General features: G+C 45.6%; 13 protein-coding genes. 5 read left to right on the top strand and 8 right to left on the bottom strand.

The features are described from left to right. Positions 1–213 precede the first annotated feature (213 nt). Positions 214–2,187, top strand: coding sequence for a DNA topoisomerase IV subunit B (parE, locus tag ADIAL_RS10550; protein WP_034303351.1), 1,974 nt, complete (start codon positions 214–216; stop codon positions 2,185–2,187). A gap of 23 nt (positions 2,188–2,210) precedes the next feature. Continuing rightward, the gene (gene parC / locus ADIAL_RS10545) at positions 2,211–4,694 is read left to right on the top strand and encodes a DNA topoisomerase IV subunit A (RefSeq protein ID WP_034303348.1); all 2,484 of its coding nucleotides are present in this window, start codon (positions 2,211–2,213) and stop codon (positions 4,692–4,694) included. Positions 4,695–4,862: 168 nt separating this feature from the next. On the opposite strand, the gene ADIAL_RS10540 is transcribed toward parC, so the two are convergent. Then, the gene (locus ADIAL_RS10540; protein ID WP_034303346.1) at positions 4,863–5,870 is read right to left on the bottom strand and encodes a potassium channel family protein; all 1,008 of its coding nucleotides are present in this window, start codon (positions 5,868–5,870) and stop codon (positions 4,863–4,865) included. 196 nt (positions 5,871–6,066) lie between these two features. Continuing rightward, the gene (adhE, locus tag ADIAL_RS10535; protein ID WP_269317909.1) at positions 6,067–8,685 is read right to left on the bottom strand and encodes a bifunctional acetaldehyde-CoA/alcohol dehydrogenase; all 2,619 of its coding nucleotides are present in this window, start codon (positions 8,683–8,685) and stop codon (positions 6,067–6,069) included. Between the two features lie 320 nt (positions 8,686–9,005). Between adhE and pflB the strand changes: the two genes are divergently transcribed. The 3 genes from pflB to ADIAL_RS10520 all read left to right on the top strand — a co-directional run bounded on the left by pflB (position 9,006) and on the right by ADIAL_RS10520 (position 13,098). Next, positions 9,006–11,267 carry a formate C-acetyltransferase gene (gene pflB / locus ADIAL_RS10530; RefSeq protein WP_051503863.1) on the top strand — a complete coding sequence of 754 codons (2,262 nt, stop codon included), beginning with the start codon at positions 9,006–9,008 and terminating at the stop codon, positions 11,265–11,267. Between the two features lie 33 nt (positions 11,268–11,300). Then, positions 11,301–12,053, top strand: a complete 753-nt coding sequence (gene pflA / locus ADIAL_RS10525; RefSeq protein WP_034303342.1) for a pyruvate formate-lyase-activating protein — start codon at positions 11,301–11,303, stop codon at positions 12,051–12,053. Positions 12,054–12,171: 118 nt separating this feature from the next. Then, entirely contained in the window at positions 12,172–13,098 is a 927-nt protein-coding gene (locus ADIAL_RS10520) for a manganese-dependent inorganic pyrophosphatase (protein WP_034303340.1), read from the top strand. 130 nt (positions 13,099–13,228) lie between these two features. Here the strand turns inward: ADIAL_RS10520 and ADIAL_RS10515 are convergent, their stop codons facing one another. The 6 genes from ADIAL_RS10515 to dapA all read right to left on the bottom strand — a co-directional run bounded on the left by ADIAL_RS10515 (position 13,229) and on the right by dapA (position 19,029). Beyond that, positions 13,229–14,203 carry a hypothetical protein gene (locus ADIAL_RS10515; protein WP_034303336.1) on the bottom strand — a complete coding sequence of 325 codons (975 nt, stop codon included), beginning with the start codon at positions 14,201–14,203 and terminating at the stop codon, positions 13,229–13,231. 224 nt (positions 14,204–14,427) lie between these two features. Continuing rightward, on the bottom strand, positions 14,428–15,486 hold the full coding sequence (locus ADIAL_RS10510; protein WP_034303333.1) for an alanine racemase: 1,059 nt from the start codon (positions 15,484–15,486) through the stop codon (positions 14,428–14,430). Then, entirely contained in the window at positions 15,483–16,640 is a 1,158-nt protein-coding gene (locus ADIAL_RS10505) for a M20 metallopeptidase family protein (RefSeq protein ID WP_034303331.1), read from the bottom strand. Before ADIAL_RS10505 ends, ADIAL_RS10510 begins: the two co-directional genes overlap by 4 nt. Positions 16,641–16,691: 51 nt before the next feature. Further along, complete coding sequence (dapD, locus tag ADIAL_RS10500; protein WP_231492168.1) at positions 16,692–17,408, bottom strand: 2,3,4,5-tetrahydropyridine-2,6-dicarboxylate N-acetyltransferase; 717 nt, start codon at positions 17,406–17,408, stop codon at positions 16,692–16,694. A gap of 3 nt (positions 17,409–17,411) precedes the next feature. After that, a complete protein-coding gene (gene dapB / locus ADIAL_RS10495) occupies positions 17,412–18,146 on the bottom strand; it encodes a 4-hydroxy-tetrahydrodipicolinate reductase (protein ID WP_034303329.1) in 735 nt (244 codons plus the stop codon). Position 18,147: 1 nt separating this feature from the next. After that, positions 18,148–19,029: a 4-hydroxy-tetrahydrodipicolinate synthase gene (gene dapA / locus ADIAL_RS10490; RefSeq protein ID WP_034303327.1), complete on the bottom strand. Its 882-nt coding sequence runs from the start codon at positions 19,027–19,029 to the stop codon at positions 18,148–18,150. Position 19,030 lies beyond the last annotated feature (1 nt).

The following is a 19,030-nucleotide window of genomic DNA, read 5'->3' as shown; positions in this document are numbered from 1 at the left end:
AGCGGTCTTTAAGTCGCTGCAGAGAGAAAGCATGTTTTTATTTAAAATGAGACAACTGAAAATGGCGTGAACAGATTAAAATAAAAAAAGAAAACAGGCGTTCGGTTCGTTATTCAGTTTTTAGGTTTCCATTTTTATGGTATCATAGAAATGCTTGCTTGAAATGTTTATAAAAATCGAGTCAAATGAATAACTTTGCGAGGGGTAGTGTCAATGGCAGCAAATAAATATGATGATACATCAATTCAGGTTCTGGAAGGACTGGAAGCCGTCCGAAAGCGTCCAGGCATGTACATCGGATCGACCGATTCAAGGGGATTGCATCACCTTGTTTATGAAATCGTGGATAATGCAGTGGATGAGGTACTGGCAGGTTTTGGTTCAGAAATCGATATCATCATCCACAAAGACAACAGTATTACGGTCAAAGACAATGGAAGAGGGATGCCGACTGGGATGCATCAGTCTGGTGTGCCGACGATTCAGGTTATTTTTACTGTCCTTCATGCCGGAGGTAAGTTCGGTCAGGATGGAGGCTATAAAACATCCGGTGGTCTGCACGGAGTAGGCGCCTCAGTAGTTAATGCGCTGTCTGAGTGGCTGACAGTGACAGTTAGACGCGACGGGCATGAATTTGTTCAGAAATTCAAAGATGGCGGAAAACCTGTTGGCAAACTTTCAAAAAAGAAAATCAGTAAAAAAGGAGCCGGTACGACGGTTCACTTCAAGCCGGACCCTCAAATATTTTCGACCATAGAATACTCTTTCAGTGTCTTAAGCGAAAGACTGCGGGAATCTGCTTTTCTGCTCAAGGGCGTTATAATCAATGTGGCTGATGAACGTAAAGACGTAGAAGAATCCTTTCATTATGAGGAAGGCATTAAGGAATTTGTCCGCTACTTGAATGAAGAAAAAGATACCTTGTCTCCCGTGGCTTACTTTGAGGGAGCGTACAAGGGGATCGAAGTCGAATGTGCTTTCCAGTATAATGACGGCTACTCTGAGAACCTTTTAAGTTTTGTTAATAATGTACGTACAAAAGATGGCGGAACCCACGAAATCGGCTCAAAAACAGCAATTACTAAGACCTTCAATGAATATGCCCGGCGTGTTGGCTTACTAAAGGAAAAAGACAAGAACCTGGAGGGGACAGATGTTAGAGAAGGGATTGCAATCATTCTTTCTGTTCGTATTCCGGAAAATCTGCTTCAGTTTGAAGGACAGACTAAAAGTAAGCTGGGGACGCCCGAAGCGCGGACGGCTTGTGATACGATCATATCGGAGCAGTTCAACTTTTTTCTCGCTGAAAATGGCGAAATGAGCCAGCAGATTGTGCGCAAAGCCATCAAGGCAAGAGAAGCTAGGGAAGCTGCTAGAAAAGCGAAAGAAGACTCCAGAAACGGTAAAAAACGTAAGCGGAAAGAGACGATTCTTTCAGGAAAACTGACTCCGGCCCAAAGCAAAAATGCAAAAAAAAATGAATTGTATCTGGTTGAGGGAGATTCTGCTGGTGGATCCGCCAAACAGGGACGTGACCGCAAGTTTCAGGCAATCCTGCCGCTGCGCGGAAAAGTAATCAATACAGAAAAGGCCAATATTCAGGATATCCTAAAAAATGAAGAAATTAGCACAATGATCTATACGATTGGTGCCGGTGTCGGGCCTGAATTTGAGCTGAGTGAATGCAATTACGATAAAATCGTCATCATGACCGATGCAGATACGGATGGTGCTCATATTCAAGTCCTGCTGCTGACTTTTTTCTATCGCTATATGCGTCCGCTGATTGAAGCGGGGAAAATTTATTTGGCTTTACCGCCTTTGTATAAAGTTTCCAAAGGGAAAGGGAAAAAAGAGGAAGTGGAATACGCCTGGACGGATGAAGAACTTCAGCAGGTGCTCAAGTCTTTCGGCAAAACGTATATGATTCAAAGATACAAAGGGCTGGGTGAAATGAATGCTGACCAGCTGTGGGAAACGACCATGGATCCGGCTACGCGGACATTAATCCGAGTGACTATCGATGATCTGGCTCAAGCTGAACGGCGTGTTTCTGTACTCATGGGTAACAAGGTGGATCCGCGCAGAAAGTGGATCGAAGAAAACGTTGAATTTTCTCTAGAAGAAGAGGGTAGTATTCTGGAAACGCATGACATAATGGATGAGCAAGAAAATCCAGTTCAATAGCGGGAAAGGTTTGAATAGATGACATGACAAATGAACGAGCTGAAGTACAGGAACTTACATTAGAAGAAGTAATGGGAGACCGTTTTGGGCGGTACTCCAAATATATTATTCAAGAACGTGCCTTGCCTGATATAAGAGACGGGTTGAAACCTGTCCAGCGGCGTATACTGTATGCCATGCATGCAGAAGGAAATACCTATGATAAAGGCTTTAGAAAGTCTGCCAAAACCGTCGGGAACGTGATTGGTAACTTCCATCCTCATGGAGACAGCAGTGTCTATGAAGCTATGGTCCGCATGAGTCAGGAATGGAAAATGAAAACACCTCTGGTGGATATGCACGGCAATAACGGAAGTATGGACGGGGATCCACCGGCAGCGATGCGTTATACAGAAGCTCGCCTATCCAAGATTGCTTCTGAACTGTTGAAGGATATCGATAAGGAAACGGTTGAACTGGTTTTAAACTTCGACGATACAACCAATGAGCCTACTGTTCTGCCGGCTCGTTTTCCTAATCTGCTGGTCAATGGCGCAACAGGAATTTCAGCCGGATATGCCACTGATATTCCACCACACAACTTGAAAGAAGTAGTGGATGCCTGCATGTATATGGTTGCTCATCCTAATGCTTCAGTCGACAAGCTGATGGACTTTGTCAAGGGCCCCGACTTTCCTACAGGTGGAATTATCCAAGGAGTAAAAGGGCTTAAGGAAGCTTATAAATCTGGAAAAGGGAAAATTGTCGTGCGCAGCCGCACTGAAATCGAAAAGCTTCGCGGAGGCAAGGAACAGATTATTATTCATGAAATTCCTTATGAAATAAACAAAGCAACCTTGGTGCGGAAGATTGATGAGATCCGTTTAAACAAAAAAATTGAGGGGATTGCCGATGTCCGAGATGAATCAGACCGCACGGGTCTTCGGATTGCTATTGAACTGAAAAAAGAAACACCTGCTAGCGGCATATTGAACTATTTGTTCAAACATACAGATCTGCAGGTATCTTATAATTTAAACATGATTGCCATTAGTGATAAGCGACCACAGCAAGTCGGACTAAAAGATATTCTGCAGGCTTATCTGGCGCACAAAAAAGATGTGATCCTCAAGCGGACAGTTTTCCTGCTTAATAAAGATAAGAAGCGGGCTCATATTGTTGAGGGATTGATTAAGGCTATCTCGATACTGGATGAAGTTATTACTGTAATCAGACAAAGTGAAAATAAAAGCAATGCCAAGGATAACTTGATCAGCCGATTCCAGTTTTCAGCTGTGCAAGCTGAAGCAATCGTCAGTCTGCAGCTTTACCGTCTGACGAACACAGACATCACGCAGCTTCAGAAAGAAGCAGATGAGCTTGGCAAACGTATCGCTGATTATAATTTAATCTTGAGCGATGAGAAAGCTCTTAATAAGCTGATCAGGCAGGAACTGAAAGACGTCCGTAATGCCTATGCTCAGGAACGTAAGACAGCTATCCAGGAAGAAATTGAGGAACTGAAGATTGAAAAAGAAGTACTGGTAGCCGAAGAAGAAGTCATTGTATCGGTTACCAAGGAAGGTTACCTTAAACGGACCAGTCTGCGATCTTACGGAGCTTCAAATCCTGAAGAACTGGGGCTCAAAGAAGGGGACTATTCCCTCTATACCGAGAAAATGTCAACTCTGCAGCAGATTATCCTGTTTACTTCTAAGGGAAATGCAATTAACCGGCCGGTTCATGAAATTCCAGATATCAAATGGAAAGATTTGGGGCAGCATATATCTCAAAGTATCAGTCTTGAACCGGAGGAGACGATTATTGCAGTGTTCGGTTTGAACAGCTTTGATGAAAATGAAAATGAGCGATTTGTTTTTGTTACAAAAGAAGGCTATATCAAACAGACGGCTGTCAGCGATTATAAGCCGAAACGGACATACCGCTCACGTTCCCATACAGCAATCAAGCTCAAGTCAGATACGGATGAATGCCTGTCAGTTTACCGCATTCAAGATGATGCACAGTTGGATGTATTTCTGGTCACTCAGATGGGATTTGGTTTACGTTATGCTCTCAGCGAAGTGTCGATAGTCGGTGCAACAGCTAGCGGTGTCAAATCAATCAATTTAAAGAAAGAAGATTATGTGGTCGACGGTATTATTTTCGACCCAACTACTGGCAACAAGGCGGTCATGCTAGTAACGCACCGCGGTGCTGTTAAAAAGATGAATGTCTCAGACTTTGACTTGATATCAAGGGCCAAGCGCGGTCTGCTGGTCCTGCGCGAACTGAAGAATAAGCCGCATCGCGTGGCACTGATGATTGATGTACTAGATGGTCAAGCAGCCTATACGATTACCACCGATAAAAATCAGAAACAAAGGCTCTTGCCAAAAAATTATGCATACAGTGACCGTTACTCTAACGGTTCGTTTATCCTGGATGAAGATGCCGATGGTGTACCTGTAGATGCTTACTTGTCTACAGCAGTCAGTATCGACACGAGCCCTAAGGGGAAAGATTAGTTATTTTTTGTTCAGTAAAACCCCACTTGCCCTGTATCAATTACAGATGCAAGCGGGGTTTTAATACTTTGAAAACAGTTCATTAATATAAAAAGAGTTGGCCTAAGCCGCTGACAGTGAGTATGCAAGACAAAACGGAAAGATTCGCTTAGGGATGTTTTATGGTGTCTACAAGGCACCTGCCAGATTTTTAAGTTTATTCAAGTCTTTGTCATCGCCCAATACAATAAGAATTTGTCCGGCTTTCAGCAAGTGCTCTTTAGTTGGATTGAAGACAATCTGCTCATTGTCCTGTTCTTTTATAGCGATAATGATCAGGTCTGTCTGTTCGGGAATGCTCGCCTGCATCAATGTTTTGTTGCTCAGCTCTGAGTCCGCTTGAATGATGACTTCATTAAGATTTAAATCGATTTTTCCTGAATGAGTAATGGTATCCAAAAAAGCAACCACATTGGGTTTGGTAAGCATGGAAGCCATACGGTATCCCCCAATTTCATTAGGGGATACCGTTTTATCAGCTCCGGCCCGAATCAGTTTTTCGTGGGAATCATGCGTGATGGCTCTGGCGACGATATTTAAATTAGGGTTCAACTGACGGGCGGACAGAACGGTATAGAGGTTATTAGCATCGTTATTTAGCGAGGCAACAAGAGATCGGGCCCTTGAAATGCCTGCTCTTTCCAACACGTCATCAGAAGTAGCATCACCTTGAAAAGCTAGGATCGATCCATATTCCTTAACAGCCTCCAGTTTCTCTTCTTCAAACTCGATCACAACAAAATCAGTATTCTGCTTCATGAGTGACTGAATGATATGCCAGCCGGTCTCCCCTGCTCCGCATACGATGATGTGATCATTTAATGCATTTAACTGTTCTTTCATTTTTTGCTCCCTCCAAGATTCGCGTAAGCTTCCGTCCAGTAAAAGGCCAATCAGCTGACCTCCAGAATAACCGATAGTCGCTAGACTGATAACAATAAGTCCAACGGTAAAAAGCTGGGCAGTGGCATGCATCGGAGCAACCTCCTGAAAACCAACGGTCGACATGGTAATAATAGTCATGTAAAAAGCATTCATCAAAGTGATGTCCAGCATCAGGTAATAGCCGGCCGTTCCGATTAGGACGATAGCCGCCAACAGGGCTATAATTAAAAAGGTGCGCTTGCGTTTATCCAATGGGTCAGCTCCTTTCCTTGCACAGTGTACATGCGTTCTCTTCTCAATTTTAGCTTTACAGGGAAGAATTAGCAATCAAAAGAGCAGAGGAGGGGAGACCGGATAGTTAAAAAAATGTTAAGAAGGCAGAAGACAAAATAAAGACCTAAGCAAACTTCTGCTTAGGTCTTTATTCTGTCAAGCAAGCTGATTTAAACTATCCTTTAAAAGCCGCTTTATATACTTCAGCCAGTTCTTTCACCAAAGGCATTTTAGGGTTTGCTGTTGTACACTGATCTTCGAAAGCACGTTCAGCCATGTCATCGACGATTGCGTCAAAGGCCTTTTTGTCTACGCCATTTTCCTTGATGCTCATTGGAATGTTCAGTTTCTTAGCCAAGTCGTAGATGGCTTTAATCAAGCTTTCAACACCTTCTTCAGTTGTGCTTGCTGGTAGATCAAGAGCTTTTGCGATTTCTGCATAACGCTTGTCGGCAATGAAGAACTCATATTTAGGGAAGGCAACGAATTTCGTCGGCTTCTTGGCATTGTAGCGAACAACGTGAGGCATCAGGATGGCGTTGGCACGTCCGTGAGCTATATGGAACTGCGCTCCCAGTTTGTGTGCCAGACTGTGGTTGATGCCCAGGAAGGCATTTGCAAATGCCATACCGGCAATCGTAGAGGCATTGTGCATTTTTTCTCTGGCTAATTCATCGTCACCATTTTCGTAAGCTTTTGGCAGATATTCAAATACCAGTTGGATGGCTTTGATTGCCAGACCATCAGTGTAATCGTTAGCCATGTTTGATACATAGGCTTCGATTGCGTGAGTCAGAACGTCCATACCTGTGTCAGCGGTGACGACTTTAGGCACACTCATCACGAATTGAGGATCGATGATGGCTACATCCGGAGTCAGTTCGTAGTCAGCCAATGGATACTTAGTCTGTTTTTCCGTATCTGTGATAACAGAGAAAGAAGTCACTTCAGATCCGGTACCGGAAGTCGTAGGAATCGCAACAAACTGAGACTTTTCACCCAATTTAGGATATTTGTAGACACGCTTGCGGATATCCATGAATTTCTGCTTGATACCGTTGAAGTCTGTATCTGGGTGCTCATAGAACAGCCACATACCTTTAGCTGCATCCATTGGAGATCCGCCACCCAGTGCAATGATGACATCCGGCTGGAAGGCAGCCATAGCTTCGGCACCTTTTAGAACAGTTTCTTTAGATGGATCCGGTTCTACGTCTGAGAAAATTTCACAGTGAACATAATCTTTACGGTTACGCAGGTGATAGAGGACACGATCCACATAGCCCAGTTCGACCATCATCGGGTCAGTCACAATAAAAGCTTTTTTGATGTCAGGCATTTTGGCCAGATACTGTACAGAGTTACGCTCAAAGTAGACTCTTGGTGGAATCTTGAACCACTGCATATTGTTTTTACGCTTGGCACGTTTCTTGACGTTGATCAGGTGCATGGTGCTGACGTTAGTAGACACTGAATTCCCTCCGTGAGATCCACATCCCAGAGTTAGAGATGGGAGATATGCGTTATAGATGTCACCGATGGCTCCTTGAGAAGAAGGAGCGTTAACAATCAGACGGCCGGCTTTCATGCGGCGGTCGAACGTGCTGATTGCTGCATCGTCATTGGAGTGGATAACAGCTGAGTGTCCCAGTCCACCATAAGATAGCATTTCTTCGGCACGTTTGATGCCTTCTTCAGTATTATTGACTTTATAAGCAGCAAGTACAGGGCTGAGTTTTTCTCTTGAGAGCGGGTAGTCAGGACCGACACCGGCATATTCTGCAACTAGAATCTTTGTATCTTCAGCCACTTTTATGTTAGCCATTTTAGCGATTTGGTAAGCAGAACGTCCGACGATATCAGGGTTTAAATGATTGTCTTCAGAGACCATAAGCTGTTCAACTTTCAGTCTTTCATCCTTATTAAGGAAGTGGCAGCCGTTTTCGATCATATCAGCTTTAACTTCTTCATAGATTTCCTTGTCAGCGATGACAGCTTGTTCAGAAGCACAAATCATTCCGTTGTCAAAAGTCTTGGACAGAATCAGATCATTGACTGCACGTCTGACGCTGGCTGATTTTTCGATGTAGCATGGGACGTTACCGGCGCCCACACCTAGAGCGGGTTTGCCGGAGCTGTAAGCTGATTTAACCATGCCGGATCCGCCGGTAGCCAAAATCGTAGCCACCCCTTCGTGTCTCATCAGTGTCTGAGTTGCTTCTACAGAAGGTTTTTCAATCCACTGGATACAGTGTTCCGGTGCGCCTGCTTTAACGGCTGCGTCATACACCGCTTTGGCAGCTGCAGCACTGGACTTCTGGGCAGAAGGGTGGAAGGCGAAGATAATTGGATTTCCTGTCTTGATAGAAATCATAGATTTGAAGATCGTTGTTGATGTCGGGTTAGTTACAGGCGTAACACCGGCAATGACACCGATCGGTTCAGCGATCTCAACTGTTCCTTCGTGCTCATTCTCATTGATGACACCGATTGTGCGGTCATACTTGATGGAGTGGTAGATATACTCAGAAGCGAAAAGGTTCTTGACGATCTTATCTTCATAGATTCCACGGCCGGTCTCCTGAACAGCCATCTTTGCCAGTTGCATGTGCTGATCCAGGCCGGCTAGCGCCATTTCCTTAACGATCTTGTCTACTTGTTCCTGGTTCAGTTCGTACATGCCATCAAGAGCTTTTTTAGCCTTTGTGACGAGTTGATCGATATCTGCTTGTACATTTGTTCCTTTTTGTGTTTTGTCTAGTACTTTTGCCATAATGGGTTCCCTCCATTTAATTAGTGAAGTAGTGAGCAAATGAACTTAAATAATTAATCAAGCCGTCCCCTTACCGAGGGTGGTCTGAAAAAGTTTGAAAACTGATATTCATGTGCTTTCATACTTCAATTTCTTTACAGCCATATCATAACACAGTGAATCCGCTTGCATAAAAAGACAGTTGTGTCCATTTTGTGACATATTGTGATGTTATGAGCAATAAAAGTTGACGTCTGCCCTAGAGTTGGTTTGTCGTATAATGTTCATTTATTCACTTGTATAAAGGAAGTGAATGTGATATAGTGAACATGAATTAAATAGTGAATAAAGGAGATCTTATAATGGAAAAACAACGCGCAAGTGAACTGACGCTCGACATGCTATGGAAGGGTTTCAAAGGTAAACAATGGAAAGAAGCCATTGATGTCCGTCATTTCATCCAGAGCAACTATAAACCGTATGATGGTGATGAATCTTTCCTTGCAGGTCCTACAGAAGCCACAGAAGAGCTGTGGGCCCAAGTCATGGACTTGAACACGAAAGAAAGAGAAGCCGGCGGCATGCTGGACATGGATACAGAGATCGTTTCTACCATTACTTCACACGGTCCTGGCTACCTTACTAAGGAAAAAGAAAAAGTAGTGGGCTTCCAGACTGACAAACCATTCAAACGTTCGCTACAGCCTTTCGGCGGTATCCGCATGATGGAGCAGGCTGCTGAATCTTACGGCTTTGAGGTCGATCCCCATTTGTCTCAAATTTTTAGAGAGTGGAGAAAGACTCATAATGAAGGAGTATTTAACGCTTATACTCCTGAAATGAGAAATGCTCGCCGGTCAGGTGTCATCACAGGCCTACCGGATGCATACGGACGGGGACGAATTATCGGTGACTACCGACGAGTAGCACTTTATGGTGTAGACCGTCTGATTGAGGAAAAAGAACAGGATAAGGCACTCTCCGATAAGGTGATGATGAGCGAGGAAACTATTCGTAATCGTGAAGAGTTGAGCGATCAAATAAAAGCTCTTCACCAGCTGAAGGAACTGGGAAACATTTATGGCTTTGATCTGTCACGGCCTGCACATACCGCAGTAGAAGCTTTCCAGTGGCTTTACCTGGGATATCTGGCAGCGATAAAAGAACAGAACGGCGCTGCAATGTCACTTGGACGAACCTCTACATTCCTTGATATTTACATTGAAAGAGACCTCAAAGAAGGGGTCATGACTGAAGTGGAAGCACAGGAGCTTGTCGATCATTTTGTCATGAAACTCCGACTAGTCAAATTTGCCCGTACACCGGAATATAATGAACTGTTCTCTGGAGATCCGACATGGGTAACGGAGGCCATTGCCGGTATCGGCATGGACGGCCGTCATCTGGTTACAAAAAACAGCTACCGCTTCTTGCACACTTTGAGCAACCTGGGACCGGCTCCAGAACCTAACTTGACTGTTCTGTGGTCAACTAAACTGCCGTCTTCCTTCAAAAACTACTGCTCCAAAGTATCGATTGAAAGCTCAGCTGTTCAGTATGAAAATGACGATATTATGCGAGAAGAATGGGGCGATGATTACGGTATTGCCTGCTGTGTATCCGCTATGCCAATCGGCAAGCAGATGCAGTTCTTTGGCGCCCGTGCCAACCTGGCCAAAGCCCTGCTTTATGCCATCAACGGCGGTGTGGACGAAATGTCAGGAGCACAGGTAGGACCGAAATTCCGTCCAATCACTTCTGATGTACTGGATTATGCTGAAGTGATGGAAAAATATGACGACATGATGGACTGGCTGTCTGGCATGTACATTAACACACTGAATATTATCCACTATATGCATGACAAATACAGCTATGAGAGTCTGGAAATGGCCCTTCATGATTCTGAGGTCGTCCGTACAATGGCTACCGGTATCGCTGGTTTCTCCGTTACAGTTGATGCCCTGTCAGCCATTAAACATGCAAAAGTTCATGTGATTAGAGATGAGAACGGACTGGCAGTGGACTACACTATCGAAGGAAACTATCCAAAATACGGAAATAACGATGACCGTGCGGATCAAATTGCGATCGACCTGCTGAAGGCATTCATGGGTAAAGTCAAGAAGCACCCAACATACAGAAATGCGATGCACACGACTTCTATTCTGACCATTACTTCAAACGTCGTTTACGGCAAGAAAACCGGTAACACACCTGACGGACGAAGAGCCGGTGTGCCATTTGCACCGGGAGCCAACCCGCTTCACGGCCGTGACACCAATGGAGCGCTTGCCAGCTTGAATTCTGTTGCGAAGCTTCCATATACTGAGTCTCTTGACGGTATTTCCAATACCTTCTCTATTGTGCCGAAAGCATTAGGTAAAGAAGAGGAAACGCAAAAACGTAACCTTTCAGCCATGCTAGACGGCTATGTCAAAAAAGGCGGGCACCATTTGAACGTCAATGCGCTGAACCGCGAAACACTGGAAGACGCCATGAAACGTCCGGAAGAGTACCCGCAGCTGACCATCCGTGTATCTGGCTATGCGGTCAACTTCATCAAACTGACAAGAGAACAGCAGCTGGATGTGCTGAGCAGAACGTTCCACGACAGCATGTAAACAGGCTAATATAAACCAACAGGAGGAAATGAAATGGCAGATAAAACAGTAGGATTCGTACACTCGATAGAAAGTTTTGGTTCCCTTGACGGACCGGGCATTCGTTTCGTGGTGTTCATGCAGGGTTGCCGCATGCGCTGTGAATTCTGCCATAATCCTGATACCTGGAACATGGGTGGAGGCACACCTTATACACCTGAAGAAATGCTTGAGAAGGCATTGGACTACAGGGAGTACTGGGGAGAAGAGGGCGGAATTACCGTCAGTGGCGGGGAGCCCCTGCTGCATATCGATTTTCTGATCGAGTTCTTTAAGCTCGCTAAGGCTGAAGGGATTCACATGTCTTTGGATACGTGCGGTCAGCCGTTCACCTATGACGAACCGTTTTTCAGCCGCTTCAAGGAGCTGATGCAGTATACGGATCTGGTGCTGATGGATATCAAGCATATCGATAATGAAATTCATAAAAAGTACACCATGCATCCAAACACAGCTATACTAGACATGGCCAGGTACTTATCGGAAATAAATGTACCCATGTGGTTAAGGCATGTGCTAGTGCCTGAACGTTCCGATTATGACGAACATCTGGAAAAATTGAGTGATTTCATCGACCAGCTTGACAGCGTGGAAAAGGTAGAGGTCCTGCCTTACCATAAGCTGGGTGTTTACAAGTACGAAGAACTGGGCATACCCTATAAGCTTGAAGAGATCGATCCGCCGACAGCTGAACGGGTTGCCAACGCAAATCGGATATTAAAAACACACAAATATCAGTCAAGTTGACGTAAAAAGAACTTTACCCGAGCGCATCAGTCAGGTAAAGTTCTTTTCCTTTGATTGAATTTTTTGCCAGATTCCTATATTCTAGTTATAAAGACTTTAACTTAAAAGGAGAATGACAGTGAGTAACATACTAGTTTTTGGACATCAGAGTCCAGATACCGATGCTATTACATCAGCCATTAGTTTTTCCTATCTACAAAACCAGCTTGGTAAGAAAACAGAGCCCGTCGCCCTAGGGAAGCCTACAGAAGAGACCCAGTTTGCCCTGGACCGATTCAATACTGAAGCTCCAAGAGTTGTTTCAACGGTGTCGGAAGAAACCGATCAGGTCATGCTAGTCGATCATAATGAAAAACAGCAGAGTGTTGCTGACATTGAGAGCGTTGAAGTTCTGGCGGTCGTCGACCATCACCGGATCGCCAATTTTCAGACGGCCAACCCGCTTTATTATCGTGCCGAACCTGTCGGCTGTACTAACACAATCATTTTAAAACTCTTCAAGGAAAACAGCGTAGCTATCCCTCAGAATATAGCTGGTTTGATGCTGTCAGCCATTATTTCAGACACCTTGCTGCTTAAATCACCAACCTGCACGTCTGAAGATGAGCAAGCTGTAAAAGAGCTTGCAGACATTGCTGGTGACGACTATGAACAATACGGTAAAGACCTTTTGAAGGCAGGTACTAACACAGCTGATAAAACAGCAGACCAGCTGTTAAATGGCGATGCAAAGAACTTTCCGATGGGAGAGCATACGGTTCGTATCGGCCAGGTTAATGTCGTGGATGTTGATGAGGTGCTGGACCGAAAGGCAGAGCTTTTGGAGGAAATGGAAGCACAGAGTAAAGGCGAAGGCTACGACCTCTTTATCCTGATTGTAACAAATGTACTGGACAGTGATTCCGTTGCTGTGGTGTTTGGTAAGGATGCTGACCGTGCAGCTAAGGCTTTTGATAAAAAATTATCTGGAAGTACGATGCTGCTTGAAGGTGTCGTATCCAGAAAGAAACAGGTTGTTCCGCAACTAACTAAGGAACTGAGCTAATAAATGGTTAAAACCGCCGGACACCTCCAAAGTGTACCAACCCCCAAAAGTTAGAGGAAGAATCTAACTTTTGGGGGTCAGCACCAAGCGAGAGGGTGTCCGGCGGTTTTTTTCTATTCAGAATGTAAGATTATCTGGGACTGTAAGTGGCTTTATGTGCGGGGCTGATTCGCTTTTTTACTGAGCGTATCAATTGCAGCATGCCTGTTCCGCTGACGGTGGCAATAAAAGCAATGGCACCAAGTTTTCCTCCAGAGCCGTCAAACAGCGCAAAGGCAGCTATGAACAAGACGGCCGTCAGGGTTGTCAGGAAGAACATGTTTTTATAGGAGGTACATCTGCTGCAGGATACCATGCCGGTAAAGGTTGCACAAAATGCGGCTACAACCACCGTGTGTGCAGGGTCTGGATAGAGTAAGGCGAAAGTCAAACCAATCAGGGCCGAAGCCGATACTGCATCCATTTCAAATGCCCGTTGGAGAAAATAGGTAACCATGCCTGCAATGATGATAAAGATAAAGACAGGCAGATATAAGTCCTGAGCCAGCGGATCGACTGTCCGCAGGGGCGTTCTCATTATAAGAGAGGCTGAAAAGGTACCTGTGAAAGCCATGAATCCCAATTTTCCGCCGTATCCGGCAAAGAAAGGGAGGCTAATGACAAAGAGAATACTGGCTATCAAACTTGCAAGCAGAAGCGAAAAAGGATTGGAGAAAATCAGGCTACAGGCCATTCCAATAAAAGATCCGCAGTAAATGGCTGCTGCATAGGGTTTAAATTTCCAGGCCGCTAGCAAGCCCACCAGGCTGGAAGCCAGCACGCCGCCCAGGCCTGCGGCATGATTAAGAATAAAAGTAAGGTAAGTTCCCCCAGTCAAAGCCAGCATGGTGAACAGGTGCTGCCTGTTTTTTAAACGGTTTGTATCTGTCACAGTCTGTCGGGTCTCCGTCCATTCTCTATAAACCTGAATACATAGAAAGACACCGATAAAGGCAACCAGTATAATTAGCAGGGAGTGCAGCTGATTAATGTTGCCAGTGATCAGAGCCTGGATGATATGAATGGACACGACAGAGAAGAGCAGAAAACTAAGCATAGTGATCACTTTACTCGCTCCCTTTCGTGATTAAAGTCACAAGAATAGCGATGGAACTATTCTTGTTTTTATTGTAAACGGTTATTTTTACATGTTCATTGTATCACATAAAACCGATACAAAAAACATTATTTCTCCATATGTAGCCTTTTAATCAGCTGAAGCTGTATCTGCAAAAAAAAGCCCCCTAAATAGGGGGCTTGATCCGGGTTCTAATGTGAAAGGTGTGCTGATCAGCAGGAGATGAAACGTTCGGTGAAGGTACGCACATTTAAAGCAGCCATCTGCTGAGAAAAAGACCCCAGTCCCTGTTCGGTGAACCAGTCGAACCGGAGTGTTTCGCCATTGTAGAGGATGACTTCGTCTCCTACAGCTACTGTCTCATCGACTTCGACCAGCAAGTGACTCATCATCATCACACGGATCGGCCACTCTTTACCATTTATGATCACCGGAAACGCCTTCCGTCCGGGCATCAGGCCGTTACCATAGCCAATATCGCAGACAGCAAGGCGGGTGTCCTCCGAAGCCGTAAAGGCGGTAGAATAACCGGCATTTTCCCCTTTTTTAACATCAGAAAGCTCGATCACATTTGCGCTGACTTCTACGGTCTGCCGGGCATTTTTTTGGTCGATCCCATGGTAGTAAGGTCGGGATCCATAGAGAAAGACACCGCAGCGTATATGTGTATGCCGGTCGTGAAGGCCGTCCCGGGCATAGGATGCGCTGTTCTGCGCATGAATGCAGGAAAGCTTCGGCAGGTAATCGTTCAGATCGTCGAGCACCCTGTTCCAGTTTTCAACTTCACGAACGTAATGGGCGCTCTCAAAATCATCTGCATAACCAAAGTGTGTCCAGAGGCCGGTGACATTTATTTTGGAATCATCCAGTACGGCCTGCATATCTGAAGACGAGGTGAAACCGAGACGGTTCAAGTCGTTTTTAAAGACCAGGTGCACAGGGATGCCTTCCAGGTCCGCCCGGTACTTCCTGTAGTAGTCCAGGGATGGGATGGTGGCCGTGATCTGGTATTCTCTCAATTCATCAAAAGCTAGAGAAGGATCGAGCAGAAGCACAGTGATCGTGCCGTCCAGCTGTCTAAGTTCGATAGCTTCCTTCAAGTTTGTGGTTGTGAAAGAGCGGATTCCGGCTTTGTAAAAAGCTTCATACGTTTCTTTAAGTCCGAAATTATAGGCGTCATTTTTAACTACCGCTATGGTGGGCACCTTAGATTGAATGCTTTCTGCTTGCTTGGACAATAGTTTCTGGTTTTTGGTAATGACCGCCGTCATGATATCGCTCCTAACGTGTGCAGAATACTTTGATAAAAACGAATGCCTTTCTCAAGTATGCGTTCATCAAAATCGAATTCTGGGGTATGCAAGCCGTGAACATAGCCTTTTTCTTCATTACGGGCGCCTAAGAAGGCAAAGTGGGTAGATGCCACCGCCGAGTAGAAGGAAAAATCTTCTCCGAAAAGATAGGGTTCTCTGAGCAGTTCGAGTGACAGACCGGACCGTTCACAACTTTTTTCCACTGTTTCCATCAACGACTCATCATTGTATACAGCGGGGTAGCCCTTGGCTACGGTCAATTCGCTCTGGGTTCCAAATAGTGCGTCAGTTCCTTTAATAATACGGTCCATCTGTTTTTTGATGTGTTCCAGATCATCCGGCTCATAGGTCCGGATTGTCCCTTCAATACAGCCTTCTGAAGCTACAGTATTAATGGCTTCTCCCGCCCGCATATTACCGATATGCAGAATGTTCTGGTGCAGGCCATTAAGGAAAAAGTGCTGGACTTGAGACAGCTGAGTCGCCATCTGTGCAACAGCTCCCAAAGCGCTGCTGCCCTGATTTTTCTGGGCAACATGGGCAGAGCGTCCATTGACTTTTATGCGATATTCGGTTGCGCTAGCCATGATAAAGCCAGGGCGGGTAGCCAGTATCCCTTCAGGCACATCCGGGCCCATGTGCAGGCCATAAATACCCGACAAGTGATAGTCTTTAAAAGGGAAAGCATTGATTAGCGCATCTGCACCGGCATTGGATTCTTCAGAAGGCTGAAAGATCAGCAAGACATTCTTGTCCAGTCTCCCCGCAGACTGTTCTTCCTTGAGCCAGCCTGCAAAGGTCAGAAGCATGGAGGCATGCCCGTCGTGTCCGCAGGCATGCATGACGCCTGGATGCACCGAAATATGAGGACTGTCAGTTTCTTCCTGAATAGGCAGGCCATCGATATCGGCACGGAATCCAATGGTCTCTTTTGAGCTGTCTTTGCCCTCAAAGAAAACAAGGGTGGCTGTCTCAAGAGGAGCAAGGTAAGGAATCGCCAGCCTGTCCAGTTCCTGACGGATGTATGCCGTTGTCTTGAATTCCTGGAATGTCAGCTCCGGTATCTGGTGAAGCTGCCGTCGATGTCTCGTAGCGGTTTCGATTAGGTCCAAGGTGATGTCCTCCATAAATTAAGTGGTTAAAAAGAGTAATAGATATCTATATTATTTGTTCAGTTGTCTTAATGCACTAATAATGGCTACTTTATCAGATTCTACTTCATCGGTATTTTTGATTTTGCGTGCAGGCACTCCCGCCACGACCGTATTGGCTGGCACATCTTCCGTTACGATGGCACCGGCTGCGACAACAGAGCCTTTGCCGACTGTGACGCCCTCAAGAACGACTGCATTGGCACCAATCAAAACATCATCTTCGATGACGACTGGTTTAGCACTGGCTGGTTCAATGACACCAGACAGAACAGCTCCAGCACCAACGTGTACATTTTTACCGGTCGTGGCTCGACCGCCCAGGATAGCGCCCATGTCGATCATCGTTCCTTCTCCGACAATGGCTCCAATGTTGATGACAGCACCCATCATAATAACGGCATGGTCACCGATGGATGCGTGGTCTCGAATAAATGCTCCTGGCTCGATTCGGGCATTGACTTTGGATGTGTCAAGCAGTGGGATAGCAGAATTTCTACGATCCTGTTCTATGACTGAATCAGACAAGGCATCACTGTGTTCATTAAAGAAGGGCACCCAGTCGTTCAGATCGGCAAAAAGGGTATAGCTGCCGTTAGATCCGAAGACCTTAAAGGAGTCGGGGAAATCTTCCTTGTCGATGTCGGTATTGACATAAATCTTAAGGGGTGTTGTCTTTTCTGCATCACTGATATATTGGATAATTTCTTTAGCGCTGAATTCTTTCATTATTTACACTCCTAAATTGTTGTAGGTATAAAAACCATTGGATTTATCGGTCAGTTTACGGGCAACGTTCAAAGCACCGCTAGCGAAGATATCTTTGGATTGTGCGGTGTGTTTCACTGAAATCACTTCATCAATTCCGGCGAAGAGCACCTCGTGTTCTCCAACGATAGTTCCGCCTCTAATAGTAGAGATGCCAATATCTTCAGCTTTTCTTTTTTCTGAAAGCTGGCTGCGGTCGTAAACTTCTTTGGCATTTGGCCGGGCGCTCGACTTGACGGCATCGAGCAGTTTGATCAGAGTACCGCTTGGGGCATCGATTTTCTGATTATGATGTTTTTCGATCATTTCAATGTCATAGTTATCCATCAGTGGAGTGATATACTCCAGGAGCTGGGTGACGATATGGACCCCATAACTCATGTTGGCCGAGAAAAACACAGGGGCGTGTTCTGCTTTTTTGTGCATTAAATCCATTAGCAGATCTTTCTCGCCAGTTGTCGCGATGACCATGGGCAGGGTGACGTCAGACTCGAGCATGGCCTGTGTCAGCTTGGGATGGGAAAAGTCAATGATGCAGTCGGCCTCTGGGAGCTTGTCATCAAAGACCGTATACTGGTCATACGGACAACGGTCATCTATGGAAGGCGTAACAACGGCGACAATATCATGTCCTCCGTCTTCCGCCAAAGCCGCTACCCGTCTGTTCATGGCACCGTAGCCAGTCAGGATCAACTTCATCTTATCCGTCCTTTCTGACGCTGTCGAAGAGAGCGGTCAGCTGAGTTACTGAGTCTGCTTCGAGCGGAACTAGAGGCAAGCGAAGATCATAGGCGCCATAACCCAGGTGAGAGACTAGAGCTTTGATCGGCACCGGGTTAACGTCTACGCCTAGAGCATCGACCAGTGGAAATAGCTTCTGATGAACAGCTTGAGCTTTTTGAGGGTCACGACCGGCTGCTTCGTACATCTCCTGATAGTCTGAAGGCAAGGCATTAGCCAGGACTGAAATGATTCCGTGTCCGCCCTGGGCAAAATAAGGAAGAGCCAAGTCATCATTGCCGCTGTAAAAGGCGAAGGAATCATCGACTACCGCCTGCAGACGGCTGAAATGGGCAAAGTCACCAGTCGCATCCTTAAGAGCCTGAATATTTTCATGCTGAGCCAGTTTTTTCAAAGTTTCCGGCTCGATTGTCATTCCTGTGCGGGAAGGTACATCATAGAGCATGACAGGTATGCTGACTGCATCCGCGATAGCTGTAAAGTGGGCAATCAGACCTTTCTGACTGGTTTTATTGTAGTAAGGGGTAATGACAAGCAGGCCGTCCACACCGAGCGCCTCGGCTTCTTTTGAAGCCGCGATAGCCTGGGCGGTATTGTTGGACCCTGTACCGGCAATGACCGGGATGTCCCCGTCAGCGACACCCAGAGCTACCCGCAAGCAGCCATTTTTCTCTTCGGATGAAAGGGTAGAACCTTCTCCAGTTGTTCCGTTAATGACAAAACCCTGGATACGATTTTCTTTTAGAAATTTCAAATGAGAGCGGAGTGCATCGTAATCGACACTGCCGTTTTTGAATGGAGTGGTGACAGCGGCTGCTGCACCGGTAAACAAGTGTGACATG

The organism is Alkalibacterium sp. AK22 (assembly GCF_000585255.1).
Classification (GTDB): Bacteria; Bacillota; Bacilli; order Lactobacillales; family Carnobacteriaceae_A; genus Alkalibacterium.
This window is presented reverse-complemented; position numbering and strand designations above follow the sequence as displayed.

Bases quoted from the DNA above. Each gene is read 5' to 3' on its own strand.
- parE (WP_034303351.1), top strand. From the start codon at position 214: ATGGCAGCAAATAAATATGATGATACATCAATTCAGGTTCTGGAAGGA.
- parC (WP_034303348.1), top strand. From the start codon at position 2,211: ATGACAAATGAACGAGCTGAAGTACAGGAACTTACATTAGAAGAAGTA.
- pflB (WP_051503863.1), top strand. From the start codon at position 9,006: ATGGAAAAACAACGCGCAAGTGAACTGACGCTCGACATGCTATGGAAG.
- pflA (WP_034303342.1), top strand. From the start codon at position 11,301: ATGGCAGATAAAACAGTAGGATTCGTACACTCGATAGAAAGTTTTGGT.
- ADIAL_RS10510 (WP_034303333.1), bottom strand. From the start codon at position 15,486: ATGACGGCGGTCATTACCAAAAACCAGAAACTATTGTCCAAGCAAGCA.
- dapD (WP_231492168.1), bottom strand. From the start codon at position 17,408: ATGAAAGAATTCAGCGCTAAAGAAATTATCCAATATATCAGTGATGCA.
- dapB (WP_034303329.1), bottom strand. From the start codon at position 18,146: ATGAAGTTGATCCTGACTGGCTACGGTGCCATGAACAGACGGGTAGCG.
- dapA (WP_034303327.1), bottom strand. From the start codon at position 19,029: ATGTCACACTTGTTTACCGGTGCAGCAGCCGCTGTCACCACTCCATTC.